This is a genomic window from Nocardia noduli, assembly GCF_019038455.1.
GTDB classification, from domain to species: Bacteria; Actinomycetota; Actinomycetes; order Mycobacteriales; family Mycobacteriaceae; genus Nocardia; species Nocardia noduli.
On the sequence record NZ_JAFMPL010000023.1, the window covers coordinates 61,148 to 87,535 of the forward strand.

Here is a 26,388-nt window from a genome sequence, read left to right on the forward strand (position 1 = left end):
GGCGATGAACCGCGGACCCGGCGCTGCGAATTAGCTCACACGAATCGCTCCATGGTAGCTGGAACGTATCGCACCGCCACCGCGCCAGACCGGCCGTTCTGCGTATGCTGACGGGTGCAGCTGGTTCGCCGAGCGCAGACGAGATGGAGCCCCTACGTCGCGCCTCGGCGTCGAACCCGTCCGCCGCGATGTCGGCGGACAGGTGAGAGGGAACCCGGTGGGAATCCGGGACTGTCCCGCAGCGGTATGCAGGAACGACCGCCGTCATGAGCACTGGGCGCACGCCCGGGAAGCGACGGCCAGTAGGTGAGCCCCGTACGGGGTCGGCCAGAAGGCCCGTGCCCGCAAGTCCGAAGACCTGCCGCTGTGCCGGATACGCCGTATCCGGCGGCCACCGCCTCGTGGACCGGGCGCGCGGACCACCAGTGCCGATTTCTCGGGCTCCGATCGCGGCTTCCGAGACATCCCGCTGGTTCGCGCTGCCCTCATGGCGATGGCTCACGACCACAGCACTGGAGTATCGACGTGACTGTTTCTCCGCACACCCCGTTCACCGCAACGGTTCTCGGGCTGCCACGGGTCGGCCCGAATCGAGAGTTGAAGCGCGCCACCGAGTCCTATTGGGCCGGGCGCATCGACGCCGAACGATTGCACGCCGTCGCCCGGGATCTGCGCCGCGCCCAATTCGCCGAATTGCTCGCGGCCGGAATGGATTCGGTGCCGGTTGGCACCTTCTCCTACTACGACCAGGTCCTCGACACCGCCGTTCTGCTCGGCGCGCTGCCGCCGCGTGTGGCGGGTATCACCGATCCGCTCGACCGATATTTCGCCGCCGCGCGCGGCACAGACACCGTCGAACCGCTGGAGATGACCAAATGGTTCGACACCAACTACCACTACCTGGTGCCCGAGATCACGGCGGAGACCACCTTCTCCCTGCATCCCGAACACTTGCTGGAGCAGGTGGACGAGGCACTCGCCCTCGGCGTGCCCGCCCGGCCCGTGGTGATCGGCCCCGTCACCTTCCTGAAATCGGCCAAGGACGCCTCGGGCGCGCCGCTGCGTCGGTTGCCCGAGTTGGTTCCGCTCTACCGTGACCTGCTCGCCCGGCTCGCGGCGAAGGGCGTGACCTGGGTCCAGATCGATGAGCCGGTGCTGGTGACCGATCTCACCGAATCCGAGATCGACGCGGTCCGCGAGGTCTACACCGACCTCTCGGCCGCGACCGAACGCCCCGCGCTGCTCGTCGCCACCTACTTCGGCAGGCCGGGCGCGGCGCTGCCCGCGCTGGCGGGCACCGCGATCGACGGCATCGCGCTCGATATCGGCGACGCCGACGATCTGTCCGAGATCGCGGGCGTCCCCGCGCTGGCGCGGAAACTGCTCGTCGCCGGTGTCGTCGACGGCCGCAATGTCTGGCGCGCCGACCTGGACCGTGCCCTGGCCGCCCTCGGCACGCTGCTGGGATGCGCCTCGGCGCTCGCGGTGTCGACGTCCTGCTCGCTGCTGCATGTTCCGTACACCCTCGACGCCGAAAAGCAGCTGGACGCCGAACTGCGCTCCTGGCTGGCGTTCGGGTCGGAGAAGGTGCACGAGGTGCGCCTGCTCGCGACCGCGCTGGCCGCGGGCCCCGAGGCGATCGCCGACGAACTCGCCGCCGTGCGCGCGGCGGCGACCTCGCGCCGGACCGATCCCCGGCTGTCCGACCGGCGGGTTCGCGCTCGCCTGTCCGCTCTCGACGCGGACGCCGTGCGGCGCGCCCCGGCCGACGAACGGCGCGTGCTGCAATCGGAGCGACTGCGGCTGCCCGCGCTGCCGACCACCACGATCGGGTCCTACCCGCAGACCTCGGCGATCCGGCTGGCGCGGGCGGCATTGCGCAAGGGCGAGATCGACGAGGCCGAATACCTGCGCCGGATGCGCGCCGAGATCGCGGAGGTGATCGCGTTGCAGGAACGGCTCGGTCTGGACGTGCTCGTGCACGGCGAGCCGGAACGCAACGACATGGTGCAGTACTTCGCCGAACAGCTCGACGGATTCGCCGCGACCGAGGCCGGGTGGGTGCAGTCCTACGGCACCCGGTGCGTGCGGCCGCCGATCCTCTACGGCGATGTGGCGCGCCGGGCTCCGATGACGGTGGACTGGATCGGCTACGCGCAATCGCTCACCGACAAACCGGTCAAAGGCATGCTCACCGGACCCGTCACCATCCTGGCGTGGTCGTTCGTCCGCGACGATCAGCCGCTGTCGGATTCGGCCGATCAGGTGGCGCTCGCGATCCGGGACGAGACCGTGGATCTGCAATCCGCCGGGATCGGGATCGTCCAGGTGGACGAGCCCGCGCTGCGCGAACTGCTGCCGCTGCGCACCGCCGACCAGCCCGCCTACCTCGCGTGGTCGGTGCACGCCTTCCGGCTCGCCACCTCCGGCGTCTCCGACACCACGCAGATCCACACGCATCTGTGCTATTCGGAATTCGGTGAGGTCATCGACGCCATCGCGGGTCTGGACGCCGACGTGACCTCGATCGAGGCGGCCCGCTCGCATATGGAGGTGCTCGACGACCTGAACGCGGCGGGCTTCGCCCTCGGCGTGGGGCCGGGCGTGTACGACATCCACTCGCCGCGGGTGCCGAGTACCGAGGAGATCACCGCCTCGTTGCGCGCCGCGCTGAAGGCCGTTCCCGCCGAACGACTCTGGGTGAATCCGGACTGCGGACTCAAGACCAGGGGGCCGGTCGAGGTGGAGCAGTCGCTGCGCAATATGGTCGCGGCCGCCGACGCCGTGCGCTGATCGGGTTCGGCTCCGCGCGAATCGTTTCGCGCGGAGCCGTTCGCCCGGCCACGGCGCTGTCATTCCGCCCGCGGCTTCGGCCTGCGCCGCGAGGTGTAGGCCTCACAGGCTTCGCCCGCGCGCTCGACGGCGCGTAACCGCGCTCTGGGGTCGCTTCCGCCAGTACCACTTTCGCGGGCGTCGTCACGGGGACCGACGCCCCTGCCGTCGATCCCGCGCCGCCACGACATGTGGCTCGAACAACGATCCATTCGTCACGCCTCCTCGCACGTCGACCTCGTCCGTCACCCCTCTTCGACGCGCAATGGTGCGATCCGGTTCCCGCGATCTCCAGCGGGTTTTCCCAGGATGCGGAATCCGGGCCCGACGACGCGGGCCCGCGGGTGATCCGACGTGACGGCCGCACGGTGGACACCGACGCGGCGCGGCGGACCGGGCATCAGAAGATCCCCTCACGAACCTCCGGTGCCCGGTCCGGTACCACGGGCGCCACGACGAACGGCGGCTGATCGAGTGCGCCCGCACCGACTGCCGGTCCTGCTCGCCGCGTCGAGAAACGGTCGTACCCCGCAGGTTTACTACCCCGGTCGCCAGAATCCGAAACGTCTCGAAGTCGGACACGCGAACAGGTCGGAGTCGACGGTGCGAATCCGCGCGGCGCGTCGGTGACAGCGACCCGGACCGCGCGCGCCACCCCCGAGCGATCCGTTCCGCCCGAGGTTTCGAACTCGGAAACGCCGCGCGAACGGGGCGAACGCGTAATATGTGGTTCTTCGCGCATCCCCCGGCTCGCTTCGGGCCCCTTGCTGTCCCTTCGCACGCTACGCAAGGTTGACCTGTCACTGAACTCCTCGCAAGAGTGGATCTTTGTGCGCGAGAACTCCGTTTTGTGCAATGTTTGCGAAGGCCGCCGGTTACTATTCGGCCGTGCGCAAGATGTACGCGGGCGCCCGGCTACGGCGACTGCGCGAGGAAAGACGGATGACCCAGGCCGCGCTGGCGAAATCCCTCGACCTATCGCCCAGCTACCTCAACCAACTCGAGCGCGATCAGCGGCCGCTCACCATCCCGGTCCTGCTGAAACTCAATTCCACCTTCGACCTCGACGTCCAGTTCTTCGCGGCCGATTCGGACGCGCGACTGGTCTCGGATCTGCACGAGGTGCTGGTCGACGCGGCGGGCGGTGACAGCGCGCCGCTGACCGAGGTGGAAGAACTCGCGACCAGGCAGCCGGAAGTGGCGCGCATCCTCGTCGCCATGCACCGCAGGCTACGGGCGGCCACCGATCAACTCGACCTGTTCTCCTCCCGGGTGTCCGCCCCGTCCGGGGTCCCCGGCACCCCCATGCCGTACGAGGACGTCCGCGACTTCTTCTACGACCACCACAATCACATCCCGCACCTGGATCTGGCCGCCGAGCACCTGTTCGACGAATGCGGGCTCACCATCGGATCATTGGATCGTCAGCTGGCGCGGATCGCCGAGGAACGCGCCGGGGTCACCGTGCTGGTGCGCGGCGACGGCGCCGACCCGTCGATTCCGAAACGCCACTACGACGCCGACAGCCGCACCCTGACCCTGGCGCGCCGATTGCGCCCGGGCCAGCGCGCGTTCCAGATCGCGACCACACTCGGATTCCTGCTCTACGGCAACGATCTCGACATCGTGCTCGACGAAACTCCCTCGCTCACCGGCGAATCGCGCACCCTGGCCCGTATCGGTCTGGCCAACTACTTCGCCGGCGCGCTGGTACTTCCCTACGGCCGTTTCCTGCGCTCGGCCGAGGAACTCCGCTACGACATCGATCTGCTCAGTCTGCGTTTCGAGGTCGGCTTCGAGACGATCTGCCACCGGCTGAGCACGCTGCAACGCCAGGGGCAGCGCGGTGTTCCGTTCTTCCTGGTCCGCACCGATCGCGCGGGCAACATCTCCAAACGCCAGTCGGCGACCGCGTTCCACTTCTCCCGGGTCGGCGGCAGCTGCCCGCTGTGGGTGGTGCACGAGGCCTTCGCCCATCCCGGTCGCATACTCACCCAGGTCGCGTCCATGCCCGACGGGCGGCGCTACCTGTGGATCGCGCGCACCGCGATGACGGCGCCGCAGGGCTTCGGCACCGCGACGAAGAATTTCGCGATCGGCGTCGGCTGCGATATCGAATACGCCGACCGCCTGGTGTATTCGACCGGATTGCAACTCGGTGATCCGGCGGCCGCGGTGCCGATCGGGGCGGGGTGCAAGGTGTGCGAGCGGCCGACCTGCGCGCAACGCGCGTTTCCGCAGATCGGCAGCCCACTGGCCGTCTCCGAGCACATCAGCACCGATCTGCCGTATCCGCGCGCCCTGCGCTGAATTCGGCCCGCCGCCACCGGGTCAGGACTTCGCCAGATACTCCAGGCGTTCGGCGTCGACGGCGGCGCGCATCATGCTCGCCAATCCGGGATGTTTGTCCAGACGCGGATCCTCGCGCACCACCTCGCGGGCGAAATCCTGTGCGGCGGTGATCGTTTCCAGATCGTCGAGCAGCGAGAGCAGCCGCAGCGAACGCGCCGTGCCGGACTGGGCCGAACCGAGGACGTCACCCTCGCGACGCTGGCGCAGATCGAGCACCGACAGTTCGAAACCGTCGGTGGTCCCCGCGACGGCGGTCAGACGCGCCATGGCCGAACCGCCCGGCGCGGCATCGGTGATCAGCAGGCACAGGCCCGGATGCGCGCCGCGTCCGATGCGGCCGCGCAACTGGTGCAGCTGACTCACGCCGAAACGATCGGCGTCGAGGATCACCATGACCGTCGCGTTGGGCACGTCGACGCCGACTTCGACCACGGTGGTGCAGACCAGCACATCGATATCGCCGTCGTTGAACGCGCGCATGGCCTGGTCCTTCTCGTCCGCGTGCAACCTGCCGTGCAGCAGTCCGACGCGCACGTCCGCCAGCGGACCGGCACGCAACATGTCGAAGACCTCGACGGCGGCCTGCGTGGTCGGAGGTTCCTTCTCCTGGGCCGCCTTGCCCTTGCCTTTCGCCGTGCCGCCCTTCCCTTTACCCGCGCCGCCGTCCTCCTCGTCCTCGCCGATGCGCGAACAGACCACGTACGCCTGCCTGCCCGCGGCGACCTCTTCGAGGATGCGTTCCCACGCGCGGTCGACCCAGTTCGGATGCTGTTTGCGCGGAACCACTTTGGAGGTGATCGGCGAGCGCCCCCTCGGCAGCTGGGTGAGCGTCGACGTCTCCAGATCGCCGAGGGTCGTCATCGCGATGGTGCGCGGTATCGGTGTCGCGGTCATGACAAGCAGATGCGGGCTGGTTCCGGATTTCGCCTTGGCGCGCAACGCGTCCCGTTGCTCGACGCCGAAACGGTGCTGTTCGTCGACGATTACCATGCCCAGATCGAAGAATTCCACCGCGTCCTGGATGAGCGCGTGGGTGCCGATCACGATCCCCGCTTCGCCGGTCACCGCGTCCAGGAGCGCGGCCTTCTTGGTGGCGGTGGACATGGACCCGGTCACCAGGACCACCTTGGTCGCCTGATCCGCCGCGCCGAGTTCACCCGCGGTCGCCAGTTCGCCGAGCATCGAGCGCAGCGACCGATAGTGCTGGGCGGCCAGCACTTCCGTCGGCGCGAGCAGCGCGCATTGCTGACCGGCGTCGACCACCTGCAACATCGCGTGCAGGGCGACGATGGTCTTACCGGAACCCACCTCGCCCTGGAGCAGTCGGTGCATGGGCTGCACACGGGACAGATCCGAGGAGATCTCCGCGATCACCTCCTGCTGCCCCGCGGTGAGTTCGAACGGCAGTTTCTTCTCGAAGGCCGCCGCGATGCCGTCGGTGCGGGGCGGGCACGGCCGCGCGGTCCGCCCCGCCACCTCGTGCCGACGCTCGGCCAGCACCAATTGCAAGGCCAACGCCTCGTCGAAACGCAGCCGTTCCTTGGCCTGGTCGATATCGGCTCTGCTCTCGGGCAGGTGGATCGAGCGCAGGGCGTCGGAGATCTTCATCAACGCGCGTTCCTCGCGCGTGTGCTCGGGCAGCGGGTCGTCGATCGGGTCGAGTTGTTCGAGCACCTGGCGCACACAGGCGAGCAGATCCCAGCTCTGCACCTTCGCCGTGGCCGGATAGACCGGGATGAACTCCCGCTCCATGAACGAGACGTCCACGCCACCGGCGCCTTTCGCGCTCTCGGCGAGTCCGCGCAGATCACCGCCGCCGCGCACCCTGGTGAAGGTGCCGACCGAATCGTCCTCGGTCTCGGGCAGAATCAGGTAGCCGGGATGCGAGAGATTCCAACTGCCGGGCCGCCAGTAGCTGACCGTGCCCGACATCATCGCCCGCAGCCCTTCCTTGACGACGTATTTCACCTTGTCGCCGTTGAAGAAGGTCACGTCGACCGGGCGTCCCGCGCCGGTGTCGAGCATCACCTTGAGCAGGGAACCGCGCCGATTGCGCATCGGCTTGAGTTCGGTCTTGGCGATCCGGCCGATGACGGTGATGTGCGAACCGTCCTCGGGTTCCTCCTCGGTCAGCGGCTGACCCTGGGTCGCGTAGCGCAGCGGGTAGTGCCGCAGTAGATCCTCAACGGTACTCATGTCGAAGGACTCGGCCAGCGAATCGGCCGCCTTCGCCCCGAGGATGTGATCGAGCCGATCACCGAGTGTCGCCATGCCTCATTCCTTCGTCCGCGCGCGGGTCATTCCACCCCGATCTGCACCAGATCCTCCTGCTGCCCACCGGAATACACGGTGACCTCGACCCCGGGGAAGCCGCGCGCGATATGCGCGGACAGTTCCTCGGCGAGTTCCTCCGGTGTACCGGCGCCCATGAGCAGGGTGACCAATTCTCCACCGAGACCGAGCATCCGATCCAACAGCGTCCGCCCCGCCGACAGTACGTCGCGCTCGATCAGCACCACATCGTTGCCGACGAGTCCGAGCCCGTCGCCGGATTCGCAGGTGCCGACCATCGTCAGGGCGCGATGCGCGGCCGCGCGCAGCGAACCCCAGCGTGTCGCCGCGGCCGCCTCCGACATGGCGAAGGCGTCGTCCACCGCGATCCGGCCCCGATCGTGGACGGCGAGCGCGGCCAGCCCCTGCACCATCGAGCCGCTCGGCAGCATCAGCACATCGCGGCGTGCGTCACGCGCGGCCACACCGACCGCGACCAGTTCGTGCGCGGGCAACGCGCCGTTGGGCAGCACGAGCACTTCCCGATTCGGCATCCGCCGGATCGCGGTGAGCAGGGCGTTCGCGGTGATCGGTTCGTGCCCGCCGAGTACGACCGCGCCCGCGGCCTCGAACAGCACGGCCGCGCCCTCGCCCTCGGCGACGGCGAGAACCGCGCGATCGACCGGCATATCGGCCGCGTCCGAACGCCCGCCCTCCCGCGTATTGCGCGGATCGGCGGCGCAGTCGTCGTCGACGCGGGAGGCGGTGACGACGAAACTCTCGATACGGATCGCGGCGAGGGTCCCCGCCGCGATCCCCGCCTCGACCGCGGCGCCCGCGTCGGCGCAGTGCACGTGCGCCGACCACGATCCGTTGCCGTCTCCGACCACACCGACCGAATCACCCAGTGCGGCAAGCCGATCACGCAGTGTCGCGACCCTGGTCTCGTCGGTGTCGGCGAGCAGGTACATCACCTCGAAACACGCCTCGGTCGAATCCGGCCCGGTATTCGCGTGCCCGGGGTGCTCCCGGCCCGACACGACCTCGATATCGCCGGGCAGATAATCCGGGCGGGCGGGCGCTTCGCCCCTGATCACCGAGACCAGTCCGTCCAGCAGGACCACCAGTCCACGGGCGCCCGCGTCCACCACACCGGCCTCGCGCAGCACGCCCAACTGGGAGGGGGTGTCGCCGAGGGCTTTGGCCGCGCCGTCCGCCGCCGACAGCGCGACCTCGGCGAGCGAGGTCCCCGACCGCGACGCCGCGCTGGCCGCCGCGCATTCGAGCACCGTGAGGATCGTTCCCTCCACCGGCGAACTGAGCGCCTGGCGCACCAGCGCCGCCGCGCGTGCCAGCGCGTCGCGCAGGGTCGCCGCGGTGAGTTCGCCCTCCCTGGTCGCCTCGGCGATGCCGCGCAGTACCTGCGACAGGATGATCCCGGAGTTGCCGCGCGCGCCGAGGGTGGCTCCGCGCGCCATCGCCGCCGCGACTTCGTAGGTGGACCGTGGAGCGGCGCGCGCCTGTGCCGCCTGCACGGCCGCGCGCATGGTTGCCAGCATGTTGGTGCCGGTGTCGGCGTCGGCGATCGGGAAGACGTTCAGCGCGTTGATCTCCTCGCGCCGCTGCTCCAGACCCGCGAGACAGGTCCACCCCCAGCGCAGCAGTGCCGTGCCGTCGATCGCGTCCCGCTCTGCCCGCACCGTCACCTCACTCCCATAGCCGTACCGCCACACCCGTTCCCCGCCAGGTTAGCGGGATATCCCGGCTCTCGATCGACGACACCGACCGAGTACTGTTGCCGTGTGCCGGGTCGCCCCGGCCCGTACGCCCGATCACCGGTTTGGAGGATCGGGGGGCCGTTGGCTACCCTTGCAGGGTTGCCTCGCGCGGCCCGCCCCGGTTTGCGCTGGCCGACAACTGTCGGCAGGGCACATCACGACATTGTTTCCGGACATGCTGCCGTGTTGCAGCGGTCCCCACTTGACATGAAGGAGTTCGCGACTATGGCTGCCGTCTGCGACGTCTGCGCCAAGGGCCCCGGCTTCGGGAAGTCGGTCTCGCACTCGCACCGGCGTACCAACCGTCGCTGGAACCCGAATATCCAGACCGTCCGTGCACAGGTTGCCCCCGGCAACACCCGCCGGATGAACGTGTGCACCTCGTGCCTGAAGGCCGGCAAGGTCGTCCGCGGCTGATTCGCCACGGACGGTTCCGCACCGCTTCGGCGGTGCGGTATTCGACCCGGATCCGTGAACCATTCGGATACTCGCATGGTTCCGCTTCCGGTCGAGCGATGATCGAACGAAGCCCCGATACTCGCTTCGAGTGCCGGGGCTTATTCGTGTTCGAGGACGGGCGACGATGAGCGACTGGCGCGTCGAACCGCTGACCGCCGAGCACACCCACGGCCTGGCCGACTGCCATATCTCCTGCTGGCGCGAGGCCTACGACGATCTGGTGCCGAGGCATGTGCTGGACGCCTTCGACATCGATCGCAGGGCCGCGCAGTGGGAACGCATGCGCGTCAAGTATCCGCACGGCACCCATATCGCGCTGTCCGGCGACACCGTCATCGGATTCTCGAGCGTGGGTGCGCCGAAGGACACACCGCCCGCGTCGGAGCTCGAACTCACCGCGCTCTACGTCCGCGCGTCCTGGTACGGCACCGGCGTGGCCGACGATCTCATCGGTATCGCGCTGCCCGTCGACCTGCGCTGTTCGCTGTGGGTCTTCGACGAGAACCCGCGCGCGCAGGCCTTTTACCGCAGGCACGGCTTCGTATTCGACGGCGCGCGCAAGATCGAGGATTTCACCCCAGCGCTCATGGTCCGCATGGTGCGCGCGGCCGGGCGGGACGACCTGCGCTGACTCCGATTTCGGTGGGCGGGGCGTTGGCCCGCACCGACCCGGAGGATAGTGTGCGAAATATGACCTCCACCGAGCAGACCGAATACGTCACCGACGTCGACGGCGTTCTCCAGATCACCATTGCCACCGCCGCGAACGGCACCTCGATGGATTTCGCGGGTATCAACGCGGGTAATGCCGCACTGCGCGCACCCGGATTCGACGCGGGCGCGATCCTGCTCACCGGTTCGGGCGCCAATTTCTGCGCGGGCGGCGACGTTCGCGGTTTCGCCGCAGCGCAGGACCGTTCCGTCCACATCCACGGTCTCGCGACTGATCTGCACGAATTCGTGCGCGCCCTCGACGCCGCCAGGGTCCCCGTGATCGCCGCCGTGCACGGCTGGGCGGCGGGCGCGGGTATGAGCCTGGTGCTCGCGGCCGATATCGCCATCGGCGGCTCGTCGACCAAGATGCGCCCCGCCTACCCCGGCATCGGACTGAGCCCCGACGGCGGCATGTCCTGGCTGCTGCCGCGCATCGTCGGCACCGGCCGTGCGAGCGAGATCCTGCTCACCGACGCCATCCTCGACGCCGAGGAAGCGCAGCGTCTCGGCATCCTGAGCCGGGTGGTCGAGGACGAGCAGGTCCTCGCCGAGGCACGCGAACTCGCCACCACCCTGGCCAACGGTCCGCGATCCACCCACGCCAGCATCAAGAAGCTGCTCGTGCAATCCAAGACCGCGTCGTTGAGCGAACAACTCGACAGCGAACGGGAAGCCATCGCGACCGCCGCCGCCAGCCCCTCGGGCCGCGAGGGCGTCGACGCGTTCGCCCAGAAGCGCAAGCCGAACTACTCCGCACAGGGCTGACACGCGAACTACCGCGCACCCGCCGAATCCGGCGGGTGCGCGCTCGTTATCGGTCCTGCGTACTCAGCACGAAATCGATGACGGCCTCGGTGAACGCGTCGTTGTCGTCACCGGCCGCCGTGTGCGCGGCTCCGCCGATCTCGGCGATCCGCACGTGCGGCACGAGTTCCTGGAACGCGGCGGCGCCCTCGGCGCTGACCACGTCGGACCGCATGCCGCGCACCAGCATCACCGGGATCGTGAGTTTCGCGGCGGCGGCTTCCATGTCCTCGGTCATCAGGGTGGCGTCCTCGACCCGGTCGGACAGCATGCCCGGATCCCAGTGCCAGTACCAGCGGCCGTCGCGCTCGCGCAGATTCCGCAGCAGGCCGTCGGTGTTCTTCGGACGCGGACGGTGCGGCATGTACTCCGCGACCGCGTCGGCGGCCTGATCGACGGTGTCGAACCCGTCGCGATGTCGACTCAGGAAATCGAGGACACGGGTTACACCCTCGGTTTCCGGCCGCGTGACGATATCGACGAGCACCAGCGCGCCGATCGCCGCACCGCCCGGCACCTCGGTGGTGAGCAGACCGGTGATACCGCCCATACTCGCGCCGACGATCACCGCGGGGTTCTCCGGCGTCGCACCGAGCTGATCCAGTACCGCGACCAGGTCGTCGACCATGGTCGACCTCCGGTAGTCGCGGTCCTTCGCCCATTCGCTGTCGCCGTGGCCGCGCGCGTCCAGGGTGACGACGCGCATGCCGGCGAGCCCGAGTGTGGCGCCGGTCAGCTTCCAGGAATGCCTGGTCTGACCGCCGCCGTGCAGGAAGACGACGAGCCTGCCGTCGACCGGCCCGAAGTGGTCACCGGCCAGCTCGATCCCACCCGAACCACGCAGCCGCAGCCGGACCGGTTCGAGGAGATTGTTCGCATTACTCACGATCTGAGGATCGCACAGAGCCGAATCCGGTCACGCGCGAGCCTCGTGGATCGGATTTCAGCAGTTCAGCTTGGTACCGCTGAAGGTGTTCTGGAACAGGCAGGTGACCTTGGCGTTGACGCCCGAGGAGATGGTCGAGGAACCGGTGGAGGTGAATTCCTCGCCGACCGGTGCGGCGGCGGTATCGGTGGCGGGTTCGAGCGCGAGCCCGGACGCGCCCGCGACGGAGGTTCCGCCCGCCAGTGCGGCGCACAGGGCGAGAGTGGCTGTGGTGCCGCGCAGCGCGCCGCGAACGGTTCGGTTGTGCATGGAGATGCTCCTCGGTTGGATCCGGTACTGCGGGTCGTGCTCCCCGGCGAAGGCCGGGAGGTGGATGGTCAGGGCAGGCGCCAGTCGACAGGTTCGGCGCCCAGTTCGTCGAGCAGTTCGTTCACCCGGGAGAACGGCCGGGAGCCGAAGAACCCGCGCGAGGCCGACAGCGGCGAGGGATGCGCGGATTCGATGAAGGGAACCTCGGCGGCGGCGAGCGTCGGCTTCAGCGTCGACGCGTCACGGCCCCACAGGATGGCGACCAGCGGCTCGTCCCTGGCGACCAGGGCGCGGATCGCCTGTTCGGTCACCGCCTCCCAGCCCTTGCCGCGATGCGAGGCCGCCTTGCCCGGCTGCACCGTCAGCACGCGATTGAGCAGCAGCACACCCTGATCCGCCCAGGGGCTCAGATCGCCGCAACTCGGGGTGGGGTGGCCGAGATCCTTGGCGAGTTCGGCGAAGATATTGACGAGGCTGCGCGGCACCGGCGAAACATCGGGTGCGACAGAGAAACTCAGACCGACGGCGTGGCCGGGAGTCGGGTACGGATCCTGACCGACGACGAGTACGCGGACCTGGTCGAACGGGCGCTGGAATGCGCGTAGCACGTTATCGCCCGCGGGCAGGTAACCCCGGCCCTCCGCGTTCTCCGTGCGCAGGAACTCGCCCATGGTCGCGATCTGCTCGGCGACCGGTTCCAACGCGCGCGCCCAGCCCGCATCCATGATTTCCGACAATGGTTTACCGCCCATGACCGCACAACCTATCGTGGCTCGGCCGCCGCCGCAGAGTCCGCCCCACCGAACGATTCCCAGCCACCACTGCCCGGGCGCACCGCGCCGTCGACGGTAACGCCGTGACCTGCGTGCACGCGTCCGACGGTGTGCCAGCCCGACGGCGGCGCGACGTCGGCGGGCCAGGCCGCGGCGAACGCGTGCTCCTCACCGCCCGCCAGAATCCATTGCGCCGCATCGGCATCCAGCGCTCGCGCGATCGGCTCGAGAAACGGATCGCGCAACGCCGCCGAGTCCAGGTCGATCCGTACACCCGAGGCCGAGGCGATATGCCCGAGATCGGCCAGCAGACCGTCGGAGATATCGGTGAGCGCGTGCGGTGCGCTCGGCCCCGAACCCGCGCCGGACGCCGGATCGCCGTGCAGGACCTCCAGCACCGACGTATAGGGCGGTTGTGGAACACGATGGGCGGCAACGACTTCGGCGAACCGTTCGATATCGGCCCCGGCGGCCAGTACCGCGAGTCCCGCGGCCGACCAGCCGAGTCTGCCCGCCACCGCGATGGTGTCACCCGCGCGGGCGCCGGATCTGGTGACCGGAGCGCGGCCACGCAGATCCCCGAACGCGGTGATCGACAGGACCAGTTCCTGGCTGCGCACGAGGTCGCCGCCCGCGATGGAACCACCCGCCCTGCCCGCTTCCTCCCACAGTCCGTCGGCGAGACCGTCGATCAGCTCCAGCGGCGTGTCCGCCGGGCAGCCCAGCGCCACCACGAACGCCGTCGGCACCGCGCCCATCGCGACGACGTCGGCCGCGTTCTGCGCGATGGCCTTGCGGCCGATATCGCGCGGACTCGACCAGTCGAGCCGGAAATGCCGTCCCTGCACCAGCATGTCGGTGGTCACCACGAAACGCCCGTCCGGCGCGGCCACCAGGGCGGCGTCGTCGCCCGGCCCGAGCAGCACGCCCGCGGCCTGCACCCGGCCCGCGTTCATCCGGTCGATGAGCGCGAACTCGCCCAGCTCGCCGACCGTCCGTGGCGTCGCGCTCTCGCTGATGACCGCATCCTTCCCGAGGTGGATCGCCCGGCCCGGGCACCGTGCCGATCGAAAACGGGTCGACGGTACCCTGTCCAGGGCAATCGAGACCACCGAACCGGTGCGCGGCGCCTCGCACGACCGCGGGAAACCGGTACGGCGACGCGCTCGGCGAATCGGAAAGAAGGTCGGTAGGGATGGCGGCGGACTCGTCGGACAAGGACTCGACGGCGACACCGTCACCGGTGGAGGACCCCTCCGTCGGCCCGAACGAGTCCGAGGACGAAACGGCCGAGCGCCCATCGAAGACCGACGCGGACGACACCGAGGCACCCGACGCCGATTCCGGCGCCTACCCACCCGCGCTGATCGCCACCGCCGTCGCCCTGCCGGTCGTGCTGGTGGTCGCGGTACTGATCGCCGCGGTCATGGCCAGGAATATGCCGACCGAACACGAACCGCTGGTGCTGGGCCCGGTGCCCGCGCCCGCCGCGGACGGCCCGGCCTGCACGACCCTGCTGCCCGCGCTGCCCGCCGCGCTCGACGACTACACCAAGGCCCAGTTGGTGGAACCCGCGCCGCCCGCCACCCGCGCGTGGCAGCGCGAGGACGGTGCGTCGATCGTGCTGCGCTGCGGCCTGGACCGCCCGCTGGAATTCAACCGCGCCTCCCCGCTGCAACTGGTCGACAATGTGCAGTGGTTCGAGGTGCGCGATCCGGCCGGGTCGGCGAGCACGTGGTTCGCCGTCGACCGGGAGACCTATATAGCGCTGACCGTCCCCGACGGTTCCGGACCGACGCCGTTGCAGGAAGTCTCCGACGCCATCACCGCGAATCTGCCCGAACGCCCCCTGGATCCGGGTCCGCTGCCCAAGTGAGGACACTGCCCGGCCGACACCGCGCCGGTAGGCCCGAGCCGATCTCGGCCGGGCGACTTCTCCCGGTACCACCGATAGTGCGGCGCACCGTCGGCGACGCACACCTGCTCAGCGCAGGCCGGTCCCCCGCGCCATCGCCGTCTCGATCAACGTGGAGACGAGTTTCGCGTAGTCCAGTCCACTGGCTTCCCACATCCGCGGGTAGAGCGAGATCGCGGTGAAGCCCGGCATCGTGTTGATCTCGTTGAGCACCGGGCCGTTCTCGGTGACGAAGAAATCGACGCGAGCCAGGCCCTGGCAGTCGAGTGCGCGGAAGGCGCGCACCGCGAGATCGCGGATCAACTCGGAGGTGTCGTCGTCGAGATCGGCGGGGACATCGAGTTCGCAGATGTCGTCGACGTACTTGGTCTCGTAGTCGTAGAACCCGGCGTCCGCCGAACCGGCGACTTCGGCCGTCGGCATCCGGATCTCGGCGACCACGCTGGCCTCGATCCGGCCGTCCGGGAATTCCAATACGCCGCATTCGACTTCGCGCCCGACGATGCCCGCTTCGACGATGACCTTGGGATCGTGCGCCCGCGCCGTGGCGATCGCGCCGTCGAGCGCGGCCCAGTCGGTCACCTTGGTGATGCCGATCGAGGAACCCGCGCGCGCGGGTTTGACGAACACGGGCAGTCCGAGTTGCGCGCGCTGCTTCTCGGTCAGTGTCTCGACGCCGGGACGCAGCACCACCTGACTGCCGATCGGCAGTCCCTCGGCGGCGAACAGCTTCTTGGTGAATTCCTTGTCCATACCGGCCGCACTGGCCAGCACTCCCGGGCCGACGTACGGGATGCCCGCGAGTTCGAGCATGCCCTGGAGGGTGCCGTCCTCGCCGAAGGGACCGTGCAGGATCGGAAACACCACGTCGACCGAGCCGAGTACGACACCCGGTTCGTCGAGGGCCACGAGCGCGCCGGACCGTTTCGGGTCGGCGGCGAGAGTGAGGGCGGTACCGGAGGTGTCGACCGCGGGCAATTCCTTGTCGCGCAACCCGAGCTCGGCGATGTCGGCGCCGCCGAGCACCCAACTGCCGTCGGTGGTGATGCCGATGGGGATGGCCTCGTACTTGTCCGGATCCAGGTTGCGTAGCACGCTGCCCGCCGATACGCACGACACGGCGTGCTCATTGCTCCGCCCGCCGAACACGACTGCCACCTTGATCCGGTTCGTCATGGTGGGAACCGTACCCGTTTCGGGCCCGCGATACCGGTCCCGGCCCTATCATGCCGGGCCGTCGTGGCCCCGCACGATCATTCGGGCTTCATCCGCCTGCCCAGCAGGTTGCCGACCGCCTCGGCCACCGAAACGCCCTCGTGACACACCTGATGGACCGCGTTCGTCAGCGGCATCTCCACGTCGTGCGCCGCCGCGAGGGCCCGCACCGATGTGCAGGACTTCACACCCTCGGCCACCTGACCGTGGGTCGCCTGCTGCGCCGCCTCCATGGATCCGCCCGCCCCGAGCACATGTCCGAAGGACCGGTTGCGCGACAGCGGTGAGGTGCAGGTGGCGACGAGGTCACCCACTCCGGCGAGACCGGCCAGCGTCACCGGCTCGGCGCCCAGCGCCACCCCGAGCCGGATGATCTCGGCGAGGCCGCGGGTGATCAGACTCGCGATGGAGTTGTCCCCCAAGCCCATTCCGGCCGCGATGCCGCACGCCAGCGCGATGACGTTCTTGCACGCGCCACCGATCTCGCAACCGATCACATCGGTATTGGTGTAGGGCCGGAAGTAGGCGTTGGCACTGGCCTGCTGCAACGCGATCCCGCGCGCCTCGTCGGTGCACGCGATGACGGTGGCGGCGGGCTGTTCGGCGGCGATCTCCTTGGCCAGGTTCGGGCCGGACAGCACCGCGATGCGGTCCTGATCCGCACCGGTCACCTCGCCGATCACCTGACTCATCCGCAGCAGGGTGCCGGTCTCGATCCCCTTGGCCAGGCTCAGCAGGGTGGCGTCGTGGTGGGTCAGCGCGTCGCCGAGCGCGTCCTTCCAGGTCTCCAGATTCGCGCGCAGCGATTGCGACGGCACCGCGAGGACGACGATCTCCGCCCCGCGCAACGCTTCGACGTGATCGTCGGTGGCATCGACGGCGGGCAGCTGCACATCGGGCAGGTAGGACGGGTTGCGATGCTTCGTGGCGAGCGCCTCGGCGACCTCCGGCCTGCGCGCCCAGATCGTGACGTCGGTACCGGCGTCCGCCAACACCTTTGCGAACGCTGTGCCCCACGACCCCGCACCAAGTACCGCCGCCCTCGTCATCCGCCCAATATGCCATTCGGAACCGCCGCGACTGCCCGATACCCCCGAAAGAGTCGCGTGGCGGGGCGCGTGGACCGTCATGGAAGTATTGGTCCATGCGCCCGCACGACGTGCATGCCGTGATCGCGGTCAAGAACCTCGATCTCGCCAAGAGCCGACTGGCCGAACGATTGCGCCCGGAACTCCGGGCGCGGCTGGTGCTCGCGATGCTCACCGATACCGTGACGGCCGCGCTGACGGTGCCCCGCATCGGATCGGTCACCGTCGTCACGCCCGATCCCGTGGTCGCCGCCCTGTCCGCCGAACTCGGCGCGGCCGTGCATCCCGAGCCGCGGATCTCCGATCTGAACGCCGCGCTCGACGACGCCGCGTCGGCGCTGCGTCGAGCCAACGGCCCGGTCGAACTGCTCGCGTTGCAGGCCGATCTGCCCGCGGTCCGTCCGGAGGAACTGTGCGCGATGCTCGCGGCGGCCCCGGTGGGCAGACGCTCGATCGTGGTCGATCACGCGGGCACCGGCACGGCGGCGCTCTACGCCGCGGGTCCCGCGGTCGCGCTGGACCCGCGCTTCGGTCCGGACTCGGCGCGCGCGCATATCGCGGCGGGCGCGACGGATCTGGCGGGCGACTGGCCCGGACTGCGCAGGGATGTCGACACGGCGGTCGATCTGGATCGCGCGGTCGAACTCGGCGCGGGTGACGCGACGCGCGCCCTCTTACGCGACATCGGCTGGTCCGGCCATGTTCACGAGGCCGTTCGACGGGTGTGCTAGTCGATCGCCACGACAGATCGAACCCGGGTGTAATCGCGGAGTCGGCGTGCAATCGGACCGGTGAGTAGGGGATGATCGATGGCGTGAGCGATACGGAAATTGTCAAGCAGCAGCAGTTGCTTCCCACACCGCCGCCCGCTGTGACGCCGGTCTCGGCGGATTCGGCCGAGCAGCAGTTGCCACGTGATCGCTACCTCAACCGAGAACTCAGTTGGCTCGACTTCAATTCCCGCGTTCTGGCCCTCGCGGAGGACTCGTCGCTGCCTTTGCTGGAGCGTGCGAAATTCCTGGCTATCTTCGCCTCGAATCTCGACGAGTTCTACATGGTCCGCGTGGCGGGCCTCAAACGCCGCGCCGAAACCGGCCTGCTGGTGCGCTCGGCCGACGGACGCTCCCCCGGCGAGCAACTGGAGTTGATCGCGGCGCGCGCCCAGGAGATCGCCGATCGCCACGCCAGGGTCTTCCTCGATTCGGTGCTGCCCGCGCTGACCGCCGAAGGTATCGCGATCATCGACTGGTCCGATCTCGAAGAAGCCGAACGCACCCGACTATCGGGCCATTTCCAGGACCAGGTCTTCCCTGTCCTCACACCGCTCGCGGTCGATCCGGCCCACCCGTTCCCGTATATCAGCGGACTGAGTCTCAATCTCGCCGTGACGGTGAAGGACGGGGCCACCGGCGGCGAGCATTTCGCCAGGGTCAAGGTGCCCGACAACGTGGATCGCTTCGTGCGCGTGCGCCGTGGCGAGTCCGGTTCGCCCATCGCCGCGTTCCTTCCGATGGAAGCGCTCATCGCCGCGCACCTCGATCTGCTCTTCCCCGGGATGGAAGTGGTCGAACACCACTCCTTCCGCATCACCCGCAACGCCGATTTCGAAGTCGACGAGGACCGCGACGAGGATCTGCTCCAGGCACTCGAACGCGAACTCGCCCGTCGCCGCTTCGGATCCCCGGTACGCCTCGAGGTCTCCGACGACATGACCGAGCACATGCTCGATCTGCTGTTGCGCGAACTCGACGTCTACGAGGGCGACGTGATCCAGGTGCCCGGACTGCTCGACCTGTCCTGCCTGTGGCAGGTGTACGGGGTCGACCGGCCCAATCTCAAGGACACGCCGTACGTCCCCGCGACACCGCCCGCGTTCGGCGAACGCGAGACCCCGCGCAACGTCTTCCAGGCGCTGCGCGAGGGCGATGTGCTGGTGCACCACCCCTACGACTCGTTCTCCACCAGCGTGCAGCGCTTCATCGAACAGGCCGCCGCCGACCCGCAGGTGCTGGCGATCAAGCAGACCCTGTACCGCACCTCGGGCGATTCGCCGATCGTCAACGCGCTCATCGACGCCGCCGAGGCCGGTAAGCAGGTCGTCGCGCTGGTCGAGATCAAGGCCCGTTTCGACGAACAGGCCAACATCAAGTGGGCACGCGCGCTGGAGCAGGCGGGCGTGCACGTGGTCTACGGCCTGATCGGCCTCAAGACGCACTGCAAGACCTGCCTGGTGGTGCGCCGCGAGGGCTCGACCATCCGACGGTACTGCCACATCGGCACCGGCAACTACAACCCGAAGACGGCGCGACTGTACGAGGACGTCGGATTACTCACCGCCGCACCCGAAATCGGCGCGGACCTGACCGATCTGTTCAACTCGCTGACCGGCTATTCGCGAAAAGCCAACTACCGCAATCTCCTTGTCGCACCGCAGGGTGTGCGCGCGGGCATCATCGAGCGGATACAGCGTGAGACCGAACTGGCCCGCGAGGGCACTCCGGCCCGAATCCGCTTGAAGGCCAACGCGATCGTCGACGAGCAGATCATCGACGCGCTCTATCGCGCCTCGCAGGCCGGAGTGCCGGTGGAGATCGTGGTGCGCGGTATCTGCGGCCTTCGGCCCGGCGTGCCCGGCGTGAGCGACAACATCGAAGTGCGTTCCATACTCGGCCGGTTCCTGGAACATTCACGGGTGCTGCACTTCCGGGCGCAGAACGAGTACTGGATCGGCAGCGCCGACCTGATGCACCGCAATCTGGACCGGCGCGTGGAAGTCATGGCGCAAGTGAAGGATCCGCGATTGAGCGAGCAGCTCGACGCGGTGTTCGAATCGGCGCTCGATCCCGCCACGCGCAGTTGGAAGCTCAGCGCCAACGGAAGTTGGCACGCCTGGCCCCAACAGGACGGTTCCGACGACGTCGCGGTCAGAGATCATCAGGAGTACCTCATGCGGCTACGGAGACCGGAACAGCAGTGAACGACCCGACGGGATACGAGGCAGCAGGTCCGTTCTGGGATCCCCGAGTCAGAGCCAACATTCACGCCGCGGGCGCGGTGGTGTGGCGGCGGTCGCAGGGGAAGTCGCGCGCCATCGAGATCGCCGTGGTGCACCGGCCCAAGTACCGGGACTGGTCGCTGCCGAAAGGCAAACTCGACCCGGGCGAGACACCGATCATGGCCGCGGTGCGTGAAGTCCACGAGGAGACCGGCCTCGATTGCAGGCTCGGCCGATATCTCGGACACGTGACCTATCCGATACCCGGCCATCGCAGACTCAAGCGGGTCGACTACTGGGCGGCCGAGGTCACCGGCGGTGAATTCAGCGCCAACTCCGAAGTCGACGTCCTGCACTGGCATCCGCTGGAGCGGGTGATGGACGAACTCTCCTATCCGATGGACAGACAGGTGGTGCGAACCTTCGCCCGCCTGCCCGCGCACACCTCGACACTGCTGTTGGTGCGGCACGCGAAGGCGGGCCGCCGCGACGCTTTCGACGGCCCGGACGAACAGCGCCCGCTGGAGCGGGCGGGTTCGGCCCAGGCGCAAGCGCTGATCCCGAACCTGCTCGCCTTCGGCGCCGAGGAGATCTACTCGGCCGATCCGGTGCGCTGTGTGGACACGGTACGGCCGCTGGCCGAGAAGTTGGGTACCGACATCACGTCGGAGCCGTTGCTGTCCGAAATCCGTTATGCGACCGATACCGACGCGGCGCGCGAGCGGGCCGTGTCGCTGGTCTCCGACCGTGCGGTGCGAGTGGTGTGCAGCCAGGGCAAGGTCATTCCGGATCTGATGGCCTGGTGGGCGAAGAAGGACGGCCTGACCTTGCAACCCGCCCGAAATCGCAAGGGCAGTGTCTGGGTGTTGTCGTTCGTCGACGACGCGCTCGTCGCCGCCGACCACCTCGACCGTTCCATCTCCACCGAGGTCGTGAAGGATTCGCCGCCGTCCTGACCGATATGACCGAGAGACGGCCCCGGAGGTTATCCGGGGCCGTCTCTCTGCGGTATGGCGGGTGATTCGGCTGCGTTGGGGCGAATCTCCCGGCGGCGCTGGACCGCCGATGCTCGGGTCAGCGAGCGCGACGAGCCGGGGCCTTCTTGGCCGGGGCCTTCTTGGCGGGCGCCTTCTTGGCCGCGGTGGTCTTCTTGGCGGCCGCGGTGGTCTTCTTGGCCGCCGCTGCCGTGGTCTTCTTGGCCGGTGCGGCCTTCTTCACCGTGGCCTTGGCCGCCGTCGTCTTCTTGGCGGGTGCCTTCTTGGCGACCGTCTTGGTGGCAGTCGCCTTGCGAGCGGCGGTCTTTGCCGGAGCCTTGGCCGCGGCCCGCTTTGCCGTCGTCTTGGCGGGCGCCTTGGTGGCGGTCGCCTTCTTGGCGGCGGTCTTCTTGGCCGCTGCCGTCTTCTTGGCGGCGGTCTTCTTGGCCGCCACAGGGGCATTCACGCCCCGCTTGACCGCAGGGCCGCTGGCGGCAAGTTTCTGCTTGCCCGCGATAACGGCCTTGAATTGGGCACCGGGACGGAACGCGGGCACCGAAGTCGGCTTCACCTTGACGGTTTCACCGGTGCGCGGGTTCCTGGCCACACGGGCGGCACGCTTTCGCTGTTCGAACACACCGAAACCGGTGATCGTGACGCTCTGGCCTTTGTGCACCGCGCGCACGATGGTGTCGACAACATGCTCGACTGCCGCGGTAGCCGTGCGCCTGTCCGTACCCAACTTTTCGGTCAGAACGTCGATCAGTTCCGCCTTGTTCATTGAATCCTCCGCAGACTAATGGCCCGTCGTCGGACCGACTAGGTACCACGGTAAACCCAGTTTGAGCAAGAGTCTATGTGCCACGCCAAAATTCATCGTGGTTTAGCACACGTCTAGCTACCGCCTCCCACGATGACCAGCTATCGGAACCCAGTGATTACGCCTGTGAAATGCGCGCGGGCAGGGTAGTGGGCTTCCAACTCGGCCTTACCTTTTCGAACTCGGTGATGACGTCGCTACGCCGCAGCGTAAGACCGATGTCGTCCAAACCTTCCAGCAGACGCCAGCGCGTGTAGTCATCAATTTCGAACGGCAACACGACGGTTCCAACCGTCACCGTTCGCGCTTCGAGGTCTACTACCAATTCGATGCCGGGTTGTTCCTCGATCATCTTCCAGAGCAATTCGACATCGTTCTGTGACATCTGCGCGGCCAACAACCCGCCCTTACCCGCATTGCCGCGGAAGATGTCGGCGAAGCGCGACGAGATGACCACCCGAAAGCCGTAGTCCGACAGCGCCCATACGGCGTGCTCCCGAGAGGACCCCGTTCCGAAATCCGGACCGGCCACGAGAACGCTGCCGCGGTTGTACGGCTCGACGTTGAGAATGAAGTCCGGATCGTTACGCCACGCGGCGAAGAGTCCGTCCTCGAATCCGGTTCGGGTCACCCGCTTCAGGTACACCGCCGGGATGATCTGGTCGGTATCGACATTGGACCGGCGCAACGGCACCCCGGTCCCCTTGTGAACGGTGAAAGCTTCCATCAGATTCTCCTGGGTCGGTTGAGGTATTCATGGGCGACGCGAGCCCGTCGGTGGCCGTTCATCGGCCCGAGACGGCCGCGTACGGCCCGGAAACGGCGGAATTCAGTCCAGATCCGCAGGCGAGGACAGAGTTCCGCGGACCGCCGTCGCGGCGGCCACCAGCGGGGAAACCAGGTGCGTACGACCGCCCTTGCCCTGCCTGCCCTCGAAGTTCCTGTTCGAGGTGGAAGCACAGCGCTGACCCGGCGAAAGCTGATCCGGGTTCATTCCGAGGCACATCGAACATCCGGCCTGACGCCATTCGGCGCCCGCCGCGTCGAAAATCTCGCCCAATCCCTCTTTTTCCGCCTGGGCGCGCACACGCATCGAACCCGGTACGACCAACATTCGAACCCCGTCCGCGACGCGGCGGCCCTTCAAAACGCTCGCGACGGCACGCAAATCCTCGATACGGCCGTTGGTGCAGGAACCCACGAATACGGTGTCGACCGAGACATCCCGCAGCGGGGTTCCCGGGATCAGATCCATGTACCGCAGTGCCTTCTCCGCGGACTCGCGCGTACCCTCGTCGGCGATCCGGGCCGGATCCGGCACCGTATCGCTGAGCGGCGCACCCTGACCGGGGTTGGTGCCCCAGGTGACGAACGGGGACAGCGTGCTCGCGTCGATATGGACCTCAGCGTCGAAAACCGCGCCCTCGTCGGTCTTCAGTGCGTCCCAGGCGGCCACCGCGGCATCCCAGTCGGCTCCCTGCGGCGCGTGCGGGCGGCCTTCGAGGAATTCGTAGGTGATCGCGTCCGGGGCCACCATGCCCGCCCTGGCGCCCGCTTCGATGGACATGTTGCACATGGTCATCCGGGCCTCCATGGACATGGCCCGCACGGCCTCGCCCCGGTACTCGAGGACGTAGCCCTGACCACCGCCGGTGCCGATCTGGGCGATCACCGCCAGGATGACGTCCTTGCTGGTGACTCCATCGGGCACGGTGCCGTCGATATTGATCGCCATGGTCTTGAACGGCCGCAGCGACAATGTCTGGGTGGCGAGCACGTGTTCGACCTCGGACGTGCCGATTCCCATGGCCAGCGCGCCGAAGGCGCCGTGCGTCGAGGTGTGGCTGTCACCGCAGACGACGGTGGTGCCGGGCTGGGTCAGTCCGAGCTGCGGACCGACGACGTGCACGATGCCCTGGTCCAGATCCCCCATCGGGTGCAGGCGGATACCGAATTCCTCGCAGTTGTGCCGCAGCGTCTCGACCTGGGTGCGGGAAACGGGGTCGGCGATCGGCTTGTCGATGTCGATCGTGGGGACGTTGTGGTCCTCGGTCGCGATGGTCAGGTCGGGACGGCGTACCGGACGGCCCGCGGCGCGCAGGCCGTCGAAGGCCTGCGGACTGGTCACCTCGTGGACGAGGTGCAGGTCGATATAGATCAGATCGGGTTCGCGCGAGACACCATCGCCGGCTCCGCGGGCGACGACATGTTCTTCCCACACCTTCTCTGCCAGGGTGCGTGGGCGGTCGGCCATTTCTCGATCACCTTTCGGACGGCGACCGGATCACGCGTTCTGGGCTGAGAGCGCGCTGCCGGCCGCACAGATTTGTTGACAGCGATGTCCCGGACATCGGACCGAACTTCGCATCGAGTGAAATCCCAGTCGGACTTCTCGGTTGAAGTTCTCAGTATCCGAGACGCTAGTATCGTTCTATGAGACAGCATAGCGGTATCGGCGTCCTCGACAAAGCAGTGGCGGTGCTCTACGCCGTCGCCGAGCATCCGTGCGGCCTCAACGAACTGTGCACCCGCACGGGCTTGCCCCGAGCCACCGCGCACCGCCTCGCGGTCGGCCTGGAAGTGCACCGCCTGCTGGCCCGGGACAACAACGGGCTGTGGCGACCGGGCCCGGCGCTGGCCGAGCTCGCGGCGGGCGCCTCCGATCCGCTCCAGGAGGCGGCGGGCGCCATTCTGCCGCGTCTACGCGAGATCACCGGCGAGAGCGTGCAGATCTACTGCCGTGACGGAAATGCGCGGGTCTGTATCGCGGCCCTGGAACCGCCGGTCGGATTGCGCGACACCGTCCCGATCGGAGCGCGACTGCCGCTCACCGCTGGCTCGGCCGCCAAGGTGCTGCTGGCCTGGGCCGATCCGGAGTTGCAGCGCACCATCCTGGCCGACGCGGTCTTCGGCGACCGAGCCCTGGCCGAAGTGCGCAAACGCGGCTGGGCGCAGAGCGCGGCCGAACGCGCGGCAGGCGTGGCCAGCGTATCCGCCCCGGTCCGCGACGCCGCGGGCACCGTGGTGGCGGCCGTGTCGGTCTCCGGCCCGATCGATCGGATGGGCCGCCGACCCGGCGCCCGCTGGGCCGCCGATCTGGTCGCCGCGGCCGAGGCGCTGCACAAACGCCTATAACGCGTTCCAGATCGAGCGTTCTACAGTGGGCCCATGGGAGTCAACCAGCGGGCACAGATCGTGATGTCCGATACCGAGATCGCCGAATTCCTGGAGCACAGCCGCGTCGCGACGATGGCGACCATCGGCCCGACGGGAGCGCCGCACCTGATCGCCATGTGGTATGCCCTGATCGACGGCGAGGTGTGGTTCGAGACGAAGGCCAAATCGCAGAAGGCCGTCAACCTGCGGCGCGACCCCCGCATCACCTGCATGATCGAATCGGGCGACACCTACGACCAGCTGCGCGGCGTCTCACTGGAGGGCACCGCCGAGATCATCGACGACCCGGAGCGATTGTTCGCGGTCGGCGTGAGCGTGTGGGAGCGCTACACCGGCCCGTACAGCGAGGAGATGCGGCCCGCGGTGGAGGCCATGCTGCACAAGCGGGTCGCGATCCGGGTGCGGCCGGACCGGGTGCGCAGCTGGGACCACCGCAAACTCGGTATGCCCGCCATCCCCCTCGGCGGTACCACCGCCCCCTCGGCCTGAGGCGGCACACCGGATAATGCAACTGACAGCCGTCGCGTCGCGCGTTAGCGTTTCCGGCGGTTGGACACGAATCGGCCCTGTACGGCGTCCGTGGACGCGGTACAGGGCCGCGATGACGAGGAGCAGGCGATGACGGATTCGGATAGTTCCAACGGCGGTGCCGACGAAGTGAAGCGCAAGTTCAAGGAGGCGCTCGACCGCAAGAATTCCCAGAACGCCAAGGCGAACGACCACCTCGACGGCCGTTCCAAGGCCGCCGCGCCGCAAGGCAACGCCAGCCACAAGCGGGAGTTCCGCCGCAAGAGCGGGTAGCAGCTCCCCTCCGTCGCAGCTCACAGGCGCCGGATAACGAAAAAGCCCTACTGGTCGACCGACCAGTAGGGCTTTTTCACGTGACGAGCCTCTCACCACCCCCGACACACCGCGGAGGCATCACTCGATACCTAGCCGAGCAAACCCCGGCAACTCCGGTAAACACCCCGCACAATCACGGAACAAGATCACAGAAAAGCCCGCAACCCCACCCACGGCGATGCC

23 protein-coding genes and 1 riboswitch are annotated in these 26,388 nt (G+C 68.2%); of the genes, 12 read left to right on the forward strand and 11 right to left on the reverse strand.

The window, feature by feature from the left end; all coding sequences use genetic code 11:
• Positions 1-175 precede the first annotated feature (175 nt).
• Positions 176-380: riboswitch (cobalamin riboswitch) on the forward strand.
• Between the two features lie 145 nt (positions 381-525).
• Together metE and JZ792_RS15825 are read left to right on the forward strand one after the other, a co-directional pair.
• The gene (gene metE, locus JZ792_RS15820; RefSeq protein ID WP_216911222.1) at positions 526-2,793 is read left to right on the forward strand and encodes a 5-methyltetrahydropteroyltriglutamate--homocysteine S-methyltransferase; all 2,268 of its coding nucleotides are present in this window, start codon (positions 526-528) and stop codon (positions 2,791-2,793) included.
• A gap of 927 nt (positions 2,794-3,720) precedes the next feature.
• Positions 3,721-5,142 (forward strand): short-chain fatty acyl-CoA regulator family protein, encoded by a 1,422-nt coding sequence (locus JZ792_RS15825; RefSeq protein ID WP_216911223.1) that lies wholly within the window; start codon positions 3,721-3,723, stop codon positions 5,140-5,142.
• 21 nt (positions 5,143-5,163) lie between these two features.
• On the opposite strand, the gene recG is transcribed toward JZ792_RS15825, so the two are convergent.
• Together recG and JZ792_RS15835 are read right to left on the reverse strand one after the other, a co-directional pair.
• On the reverse strand, positions 5,164-7,455 hold the full coding sequence (gene recG / locus JZ792_RS15830) for an ATP-dependent DNA helicase RecG (protein WP_216911224.1): 2,292 nt from the start codon (positions 7,453-7,455) through the stop codon (positions 5,164-5,166).
• 26 nt (positions 7,456-7,481) lie between these two features.
• Positions 7,482-9,161: a DAK2 domain-containing protein gene (locus tag JZ792_RS15835; RefSeq protein WP_308165315.1), complete on the reverse strand. Its 1,680-nt coding sequence runs from the start codon at positions 9,159-9,161 to the stop codon at positions 7,482-7,484.
• A gap of 297 nt (positions 9,162-9,458) precedes the next feature.
• Between JZ792_RS15835 and rpmB the strand changes: the two genes are divergently transcribed.
• The 3 genes from rpmB to JZ792_RS15850 all read left to right on the forward strand — a co-directional run bounded on the left by rpmB (position 9,459) and on the right by JZ792_RS15850 (position 11,171).
• Positions 9,459-9,650: a 50S ribosomal protein L28 gene (rpmB, locus tag JZ792_RS15840; protein ID WP_011210730.1), complete on the forward strand. Its 192-nt coding sequence runs from the start codon at positions 9,459-9,461 to the stop codon at positions 9,648-9,650.
• Positions 9,651-9,816: 166 nt separating this feature from the next.
• A complete protein-coding gene (locus tag JZ792_RS15845; RefSeq protein WP_216911225.1) occupies positions 9,817-10,323 on the forward strand; it encodes a GNAT family N-acetyltransferase in 507 nt (168 codons plus the stop codon).
• A 59-nt stretch (positions 10,324-10,382) separates the two neighbouring features.
• On the forward strand, positions 10,383-11,171 hold the full coding sequence (locus JZ792_RS15850; RefSeq protein ID WP_216911226.1) for an enoyl-CoA hydratase/isomerase family protein: 789 nt from the start codon (positions 10,383-10,385) through the stop codon (positions 11,169-11,171).
• Between the two features lie 46 nt (positions 11,172-11,217).
• Here JZ792_RS15850 and JZ792_RS15855 read toward each other — a convergent pair whose 3' ends face one another.
• The 4 genes from JZ792_RS15855 to JZ792_RS15870 all read right to left on the reverse strand — a co-directional run bounded on the left by JZ792_RS15855 (position 11,218) and on the right by JZ792_RS15870 (position 14,197).
• Positions 11,218-12,096 (reverse strand): alpha/beta fold hydrolase, encoded by an 879-nt coding sequence (locus JZ792_RS15855; RefSeq protein WP_216911227.1) that lies wholly within the window; start codon positions 12,094-12,096, stop codon positions 11,218-11,220.
• 57 nt (positions 12,097-12,153) lie between these two features.
• A complete protein-coding gene (locus JZ792_RS15860; RefSeq protein ID WP_109528046.1) occupies positions 12,154-12,405 on the reverse strand; it encodes a hypothetical protein in 252 nt (83 codons plus the stop codon).
• Between the two features lie 68 nt (positions 12,406-12,473).
• Positions 12,474-13,157 carry a uracil-DNA glycosylase gene (locus JZ792_RS15865; protein WP_109528047.1) on the reverse strand — a complete coding sequence of 228 codons (684 nt, stop codon included), beginning with the start codon at positions 13,155-13,157 and terminating at the stop codon, positions 12,474-12,476.
• Positions 13,158-13,168: 11 nt separating this feature from the next.
• Complete coding sequence (locus JZ792_RS15870; protein ID WP_308165318.1) at positions 13,169-14,197, reverse strand: thiamine-phosphate kinase; 1,029 nt, start codon at positions 14,195-14,197, stop codon at positions 13,169-13,171.
• 176 nt (positions 14,198-14,373) lie between these two features.
• On the opposite strand from JZ792_RS15870, the gene JZ792_RS15875 reads away from it, so the two are divergent.
• Complete coding sequence (locus JZ792_RS15875) at positions 14,374-15,054, forward strand: DUF3515 domain-containing protein (protein WP_216911229.1); 681 nt, start codon at positions 14,374-14,376, stop codon at positions 15,052-15,054.
• Positions 15,055-15,162: 108 nt separating this feature from the next.
• Here the strand turns inward: JZ792_RS15875 and JZ792_RS15880 are convergent, their stop codons facing one another.
• Positions 15,163-16,269: a D-alanine--D-alanine ligase family protein gene (locus JZ792_RS15880; RefSeq protein ID WP_216911230.1), complete on the reverse strand. Its 1,107-nt coding sequence runs from the start codon at positions 16,267-16,269 to the stop codon at positions 15,163-15,165.
• 77 nt (positions 16,270-16,346) lie between these two features.
• A complete protein-coding gene (locus tag JZ792_RS15885; protein WP_216911231.1) occupies positions 16,347-17,357 on the reverse strand; it encodes an NAD(P)H-dependent glycerol-3-phosphate dehydrogenase in 1,011 nt (336 codons plus the stop codon).
• A gap of 95 nt (positions 17,358-17,452) precedes the next feature.
• Here JZ792_RS15885 and cofC point away from each other — a divergent pair, with 95 nt between their 5' ends.
• The 3 genes from cofC to JZ792_RS15900 all read left to right on the forward strand — a co-directional run bounded on the left by cofC (position 17,453) and on the right by JZ792_RS15900 (position 21,347).
• Positions 17,453-18,127, forward strand: coding sequence for a 2-phospho-L-lactate guanylyltransferase (gene cofC, locus JZ792_RS15890; protein ID WP_216911232.1), 675 nt, complete (start codon positions 17,453-17,455; stop codon positions 18,125-18,127).
• A gap of 71 nt (positions 18,128-18,198) precedes the next feature.
• Positions 18,199-20,373: an RNA degradosome polyphosphate kinase gene (locus JZ792_RS15895; protein ID WP_216911233.1), complete on the forward strand. Its 2,175-nt coding sequence runs from the start codon at positions 18,199-18,201 to the stop codon at positions 20,371-20,373.
• Entirely contained in the window at positions 20,370-21,347 is a 978-nt protein-coding gene (locus JZ792_RS15900) for an NUDIX hydrolase (protein WP_216911234.1), read from the forward strand. The genes JZ792_RS15895 and JZ792_RS15900 overlap by 4 nt, the downstream gene beginning before the upstream one ends.
• A gap of 118 nt (positions 21,348-21,465) precedes the next feature.
• Here the strand turns inward: JZ792_RS15900 and JZ792_RS15905 are convergent, their stop codons facing one another.
• The 3 genes from JZ792_RS15905 to leuC form a co-directional block, all read right to left on the reverse strand.
• Positions 21,466-22,146: an HU family DNA-binding protein gene (locus JZ792_RS15905; RefSeq protein ID WP_109528053.1), complete on the reverse strand. Its 681-nt coding sequence runs from the start codon at positions 22,144-22,146 to the stop codon at positions 21,466-21,468.
• Positions 22,147-22,303: 157 nt separating this feature from the next.
• Positions 22,304-22,912, reverse strand: coding sequence for a 3-isopropylmalate dehydratase small subunit (gene leuD, locus JZ792_RS15910; protein WP_109528054.1), 609 nt, complete (start codon positions 22,910-22,912; stop codon positions 22,304-22,306).
• Positions 22,913-23,014: 102 nt separating this feature from the next.
• A complete protein-coding gene (gene leuC / locus JZ792_RS15915; protein ID WP_216911235.1) occupies positions 23,015-24,439 on the reverse strand; it encodes a 3-isopropylmalate dehydratase large subunit in 1,425 nt (474 codons plus the stop codon).
• 179 nt (positions 24,440-24,618) lie between these two features.
• Between leuC and JZ792_RS15920 the strand changes: the two genes are divergently transcribed.
• The 3 genes from JZ792_RS15920 (at position 24,619) to JZ792_RS15930 (ending at position 26,163) form a co-directional block, all read left to right on the forward strand.
• Entirely contained in the window at positions 24,619-25,320 is a 702-nt protein-coding gene (locus JZ792_RS15920; RefSeq protein WP_216911236.1) for an IclR family transcriptional regulator, read from the forward strand.
• A 33-nt stretch (positions 25,321-25,353) separates the two neighbouring features.
• Positions 25,354-25,851, forward strand: coding sequence for a pyridoxamine 5'-phosphate oxidase family protein (locus tag JZ792_RS15925; RefSeq protein WP_216911237.1), 498 nt, complete (start codon positions 25,354-25,356; stop codon positions 25,849-25,851).
• 129 nt (positions 25,852-25,980) lie between these two features.
• Positions 25,981-26,163, forward strand: coding sequence for a DUF5302 domain-containing protein (locus tag JZ792_RS15930; protein ID WP_216911246.1), 183 nt, complete (start codon positions 25,981-25,983; stop codon positions 26,161-26,163).
• Positions 26,164-26,388: the final 225 nt, after the last annotated feature.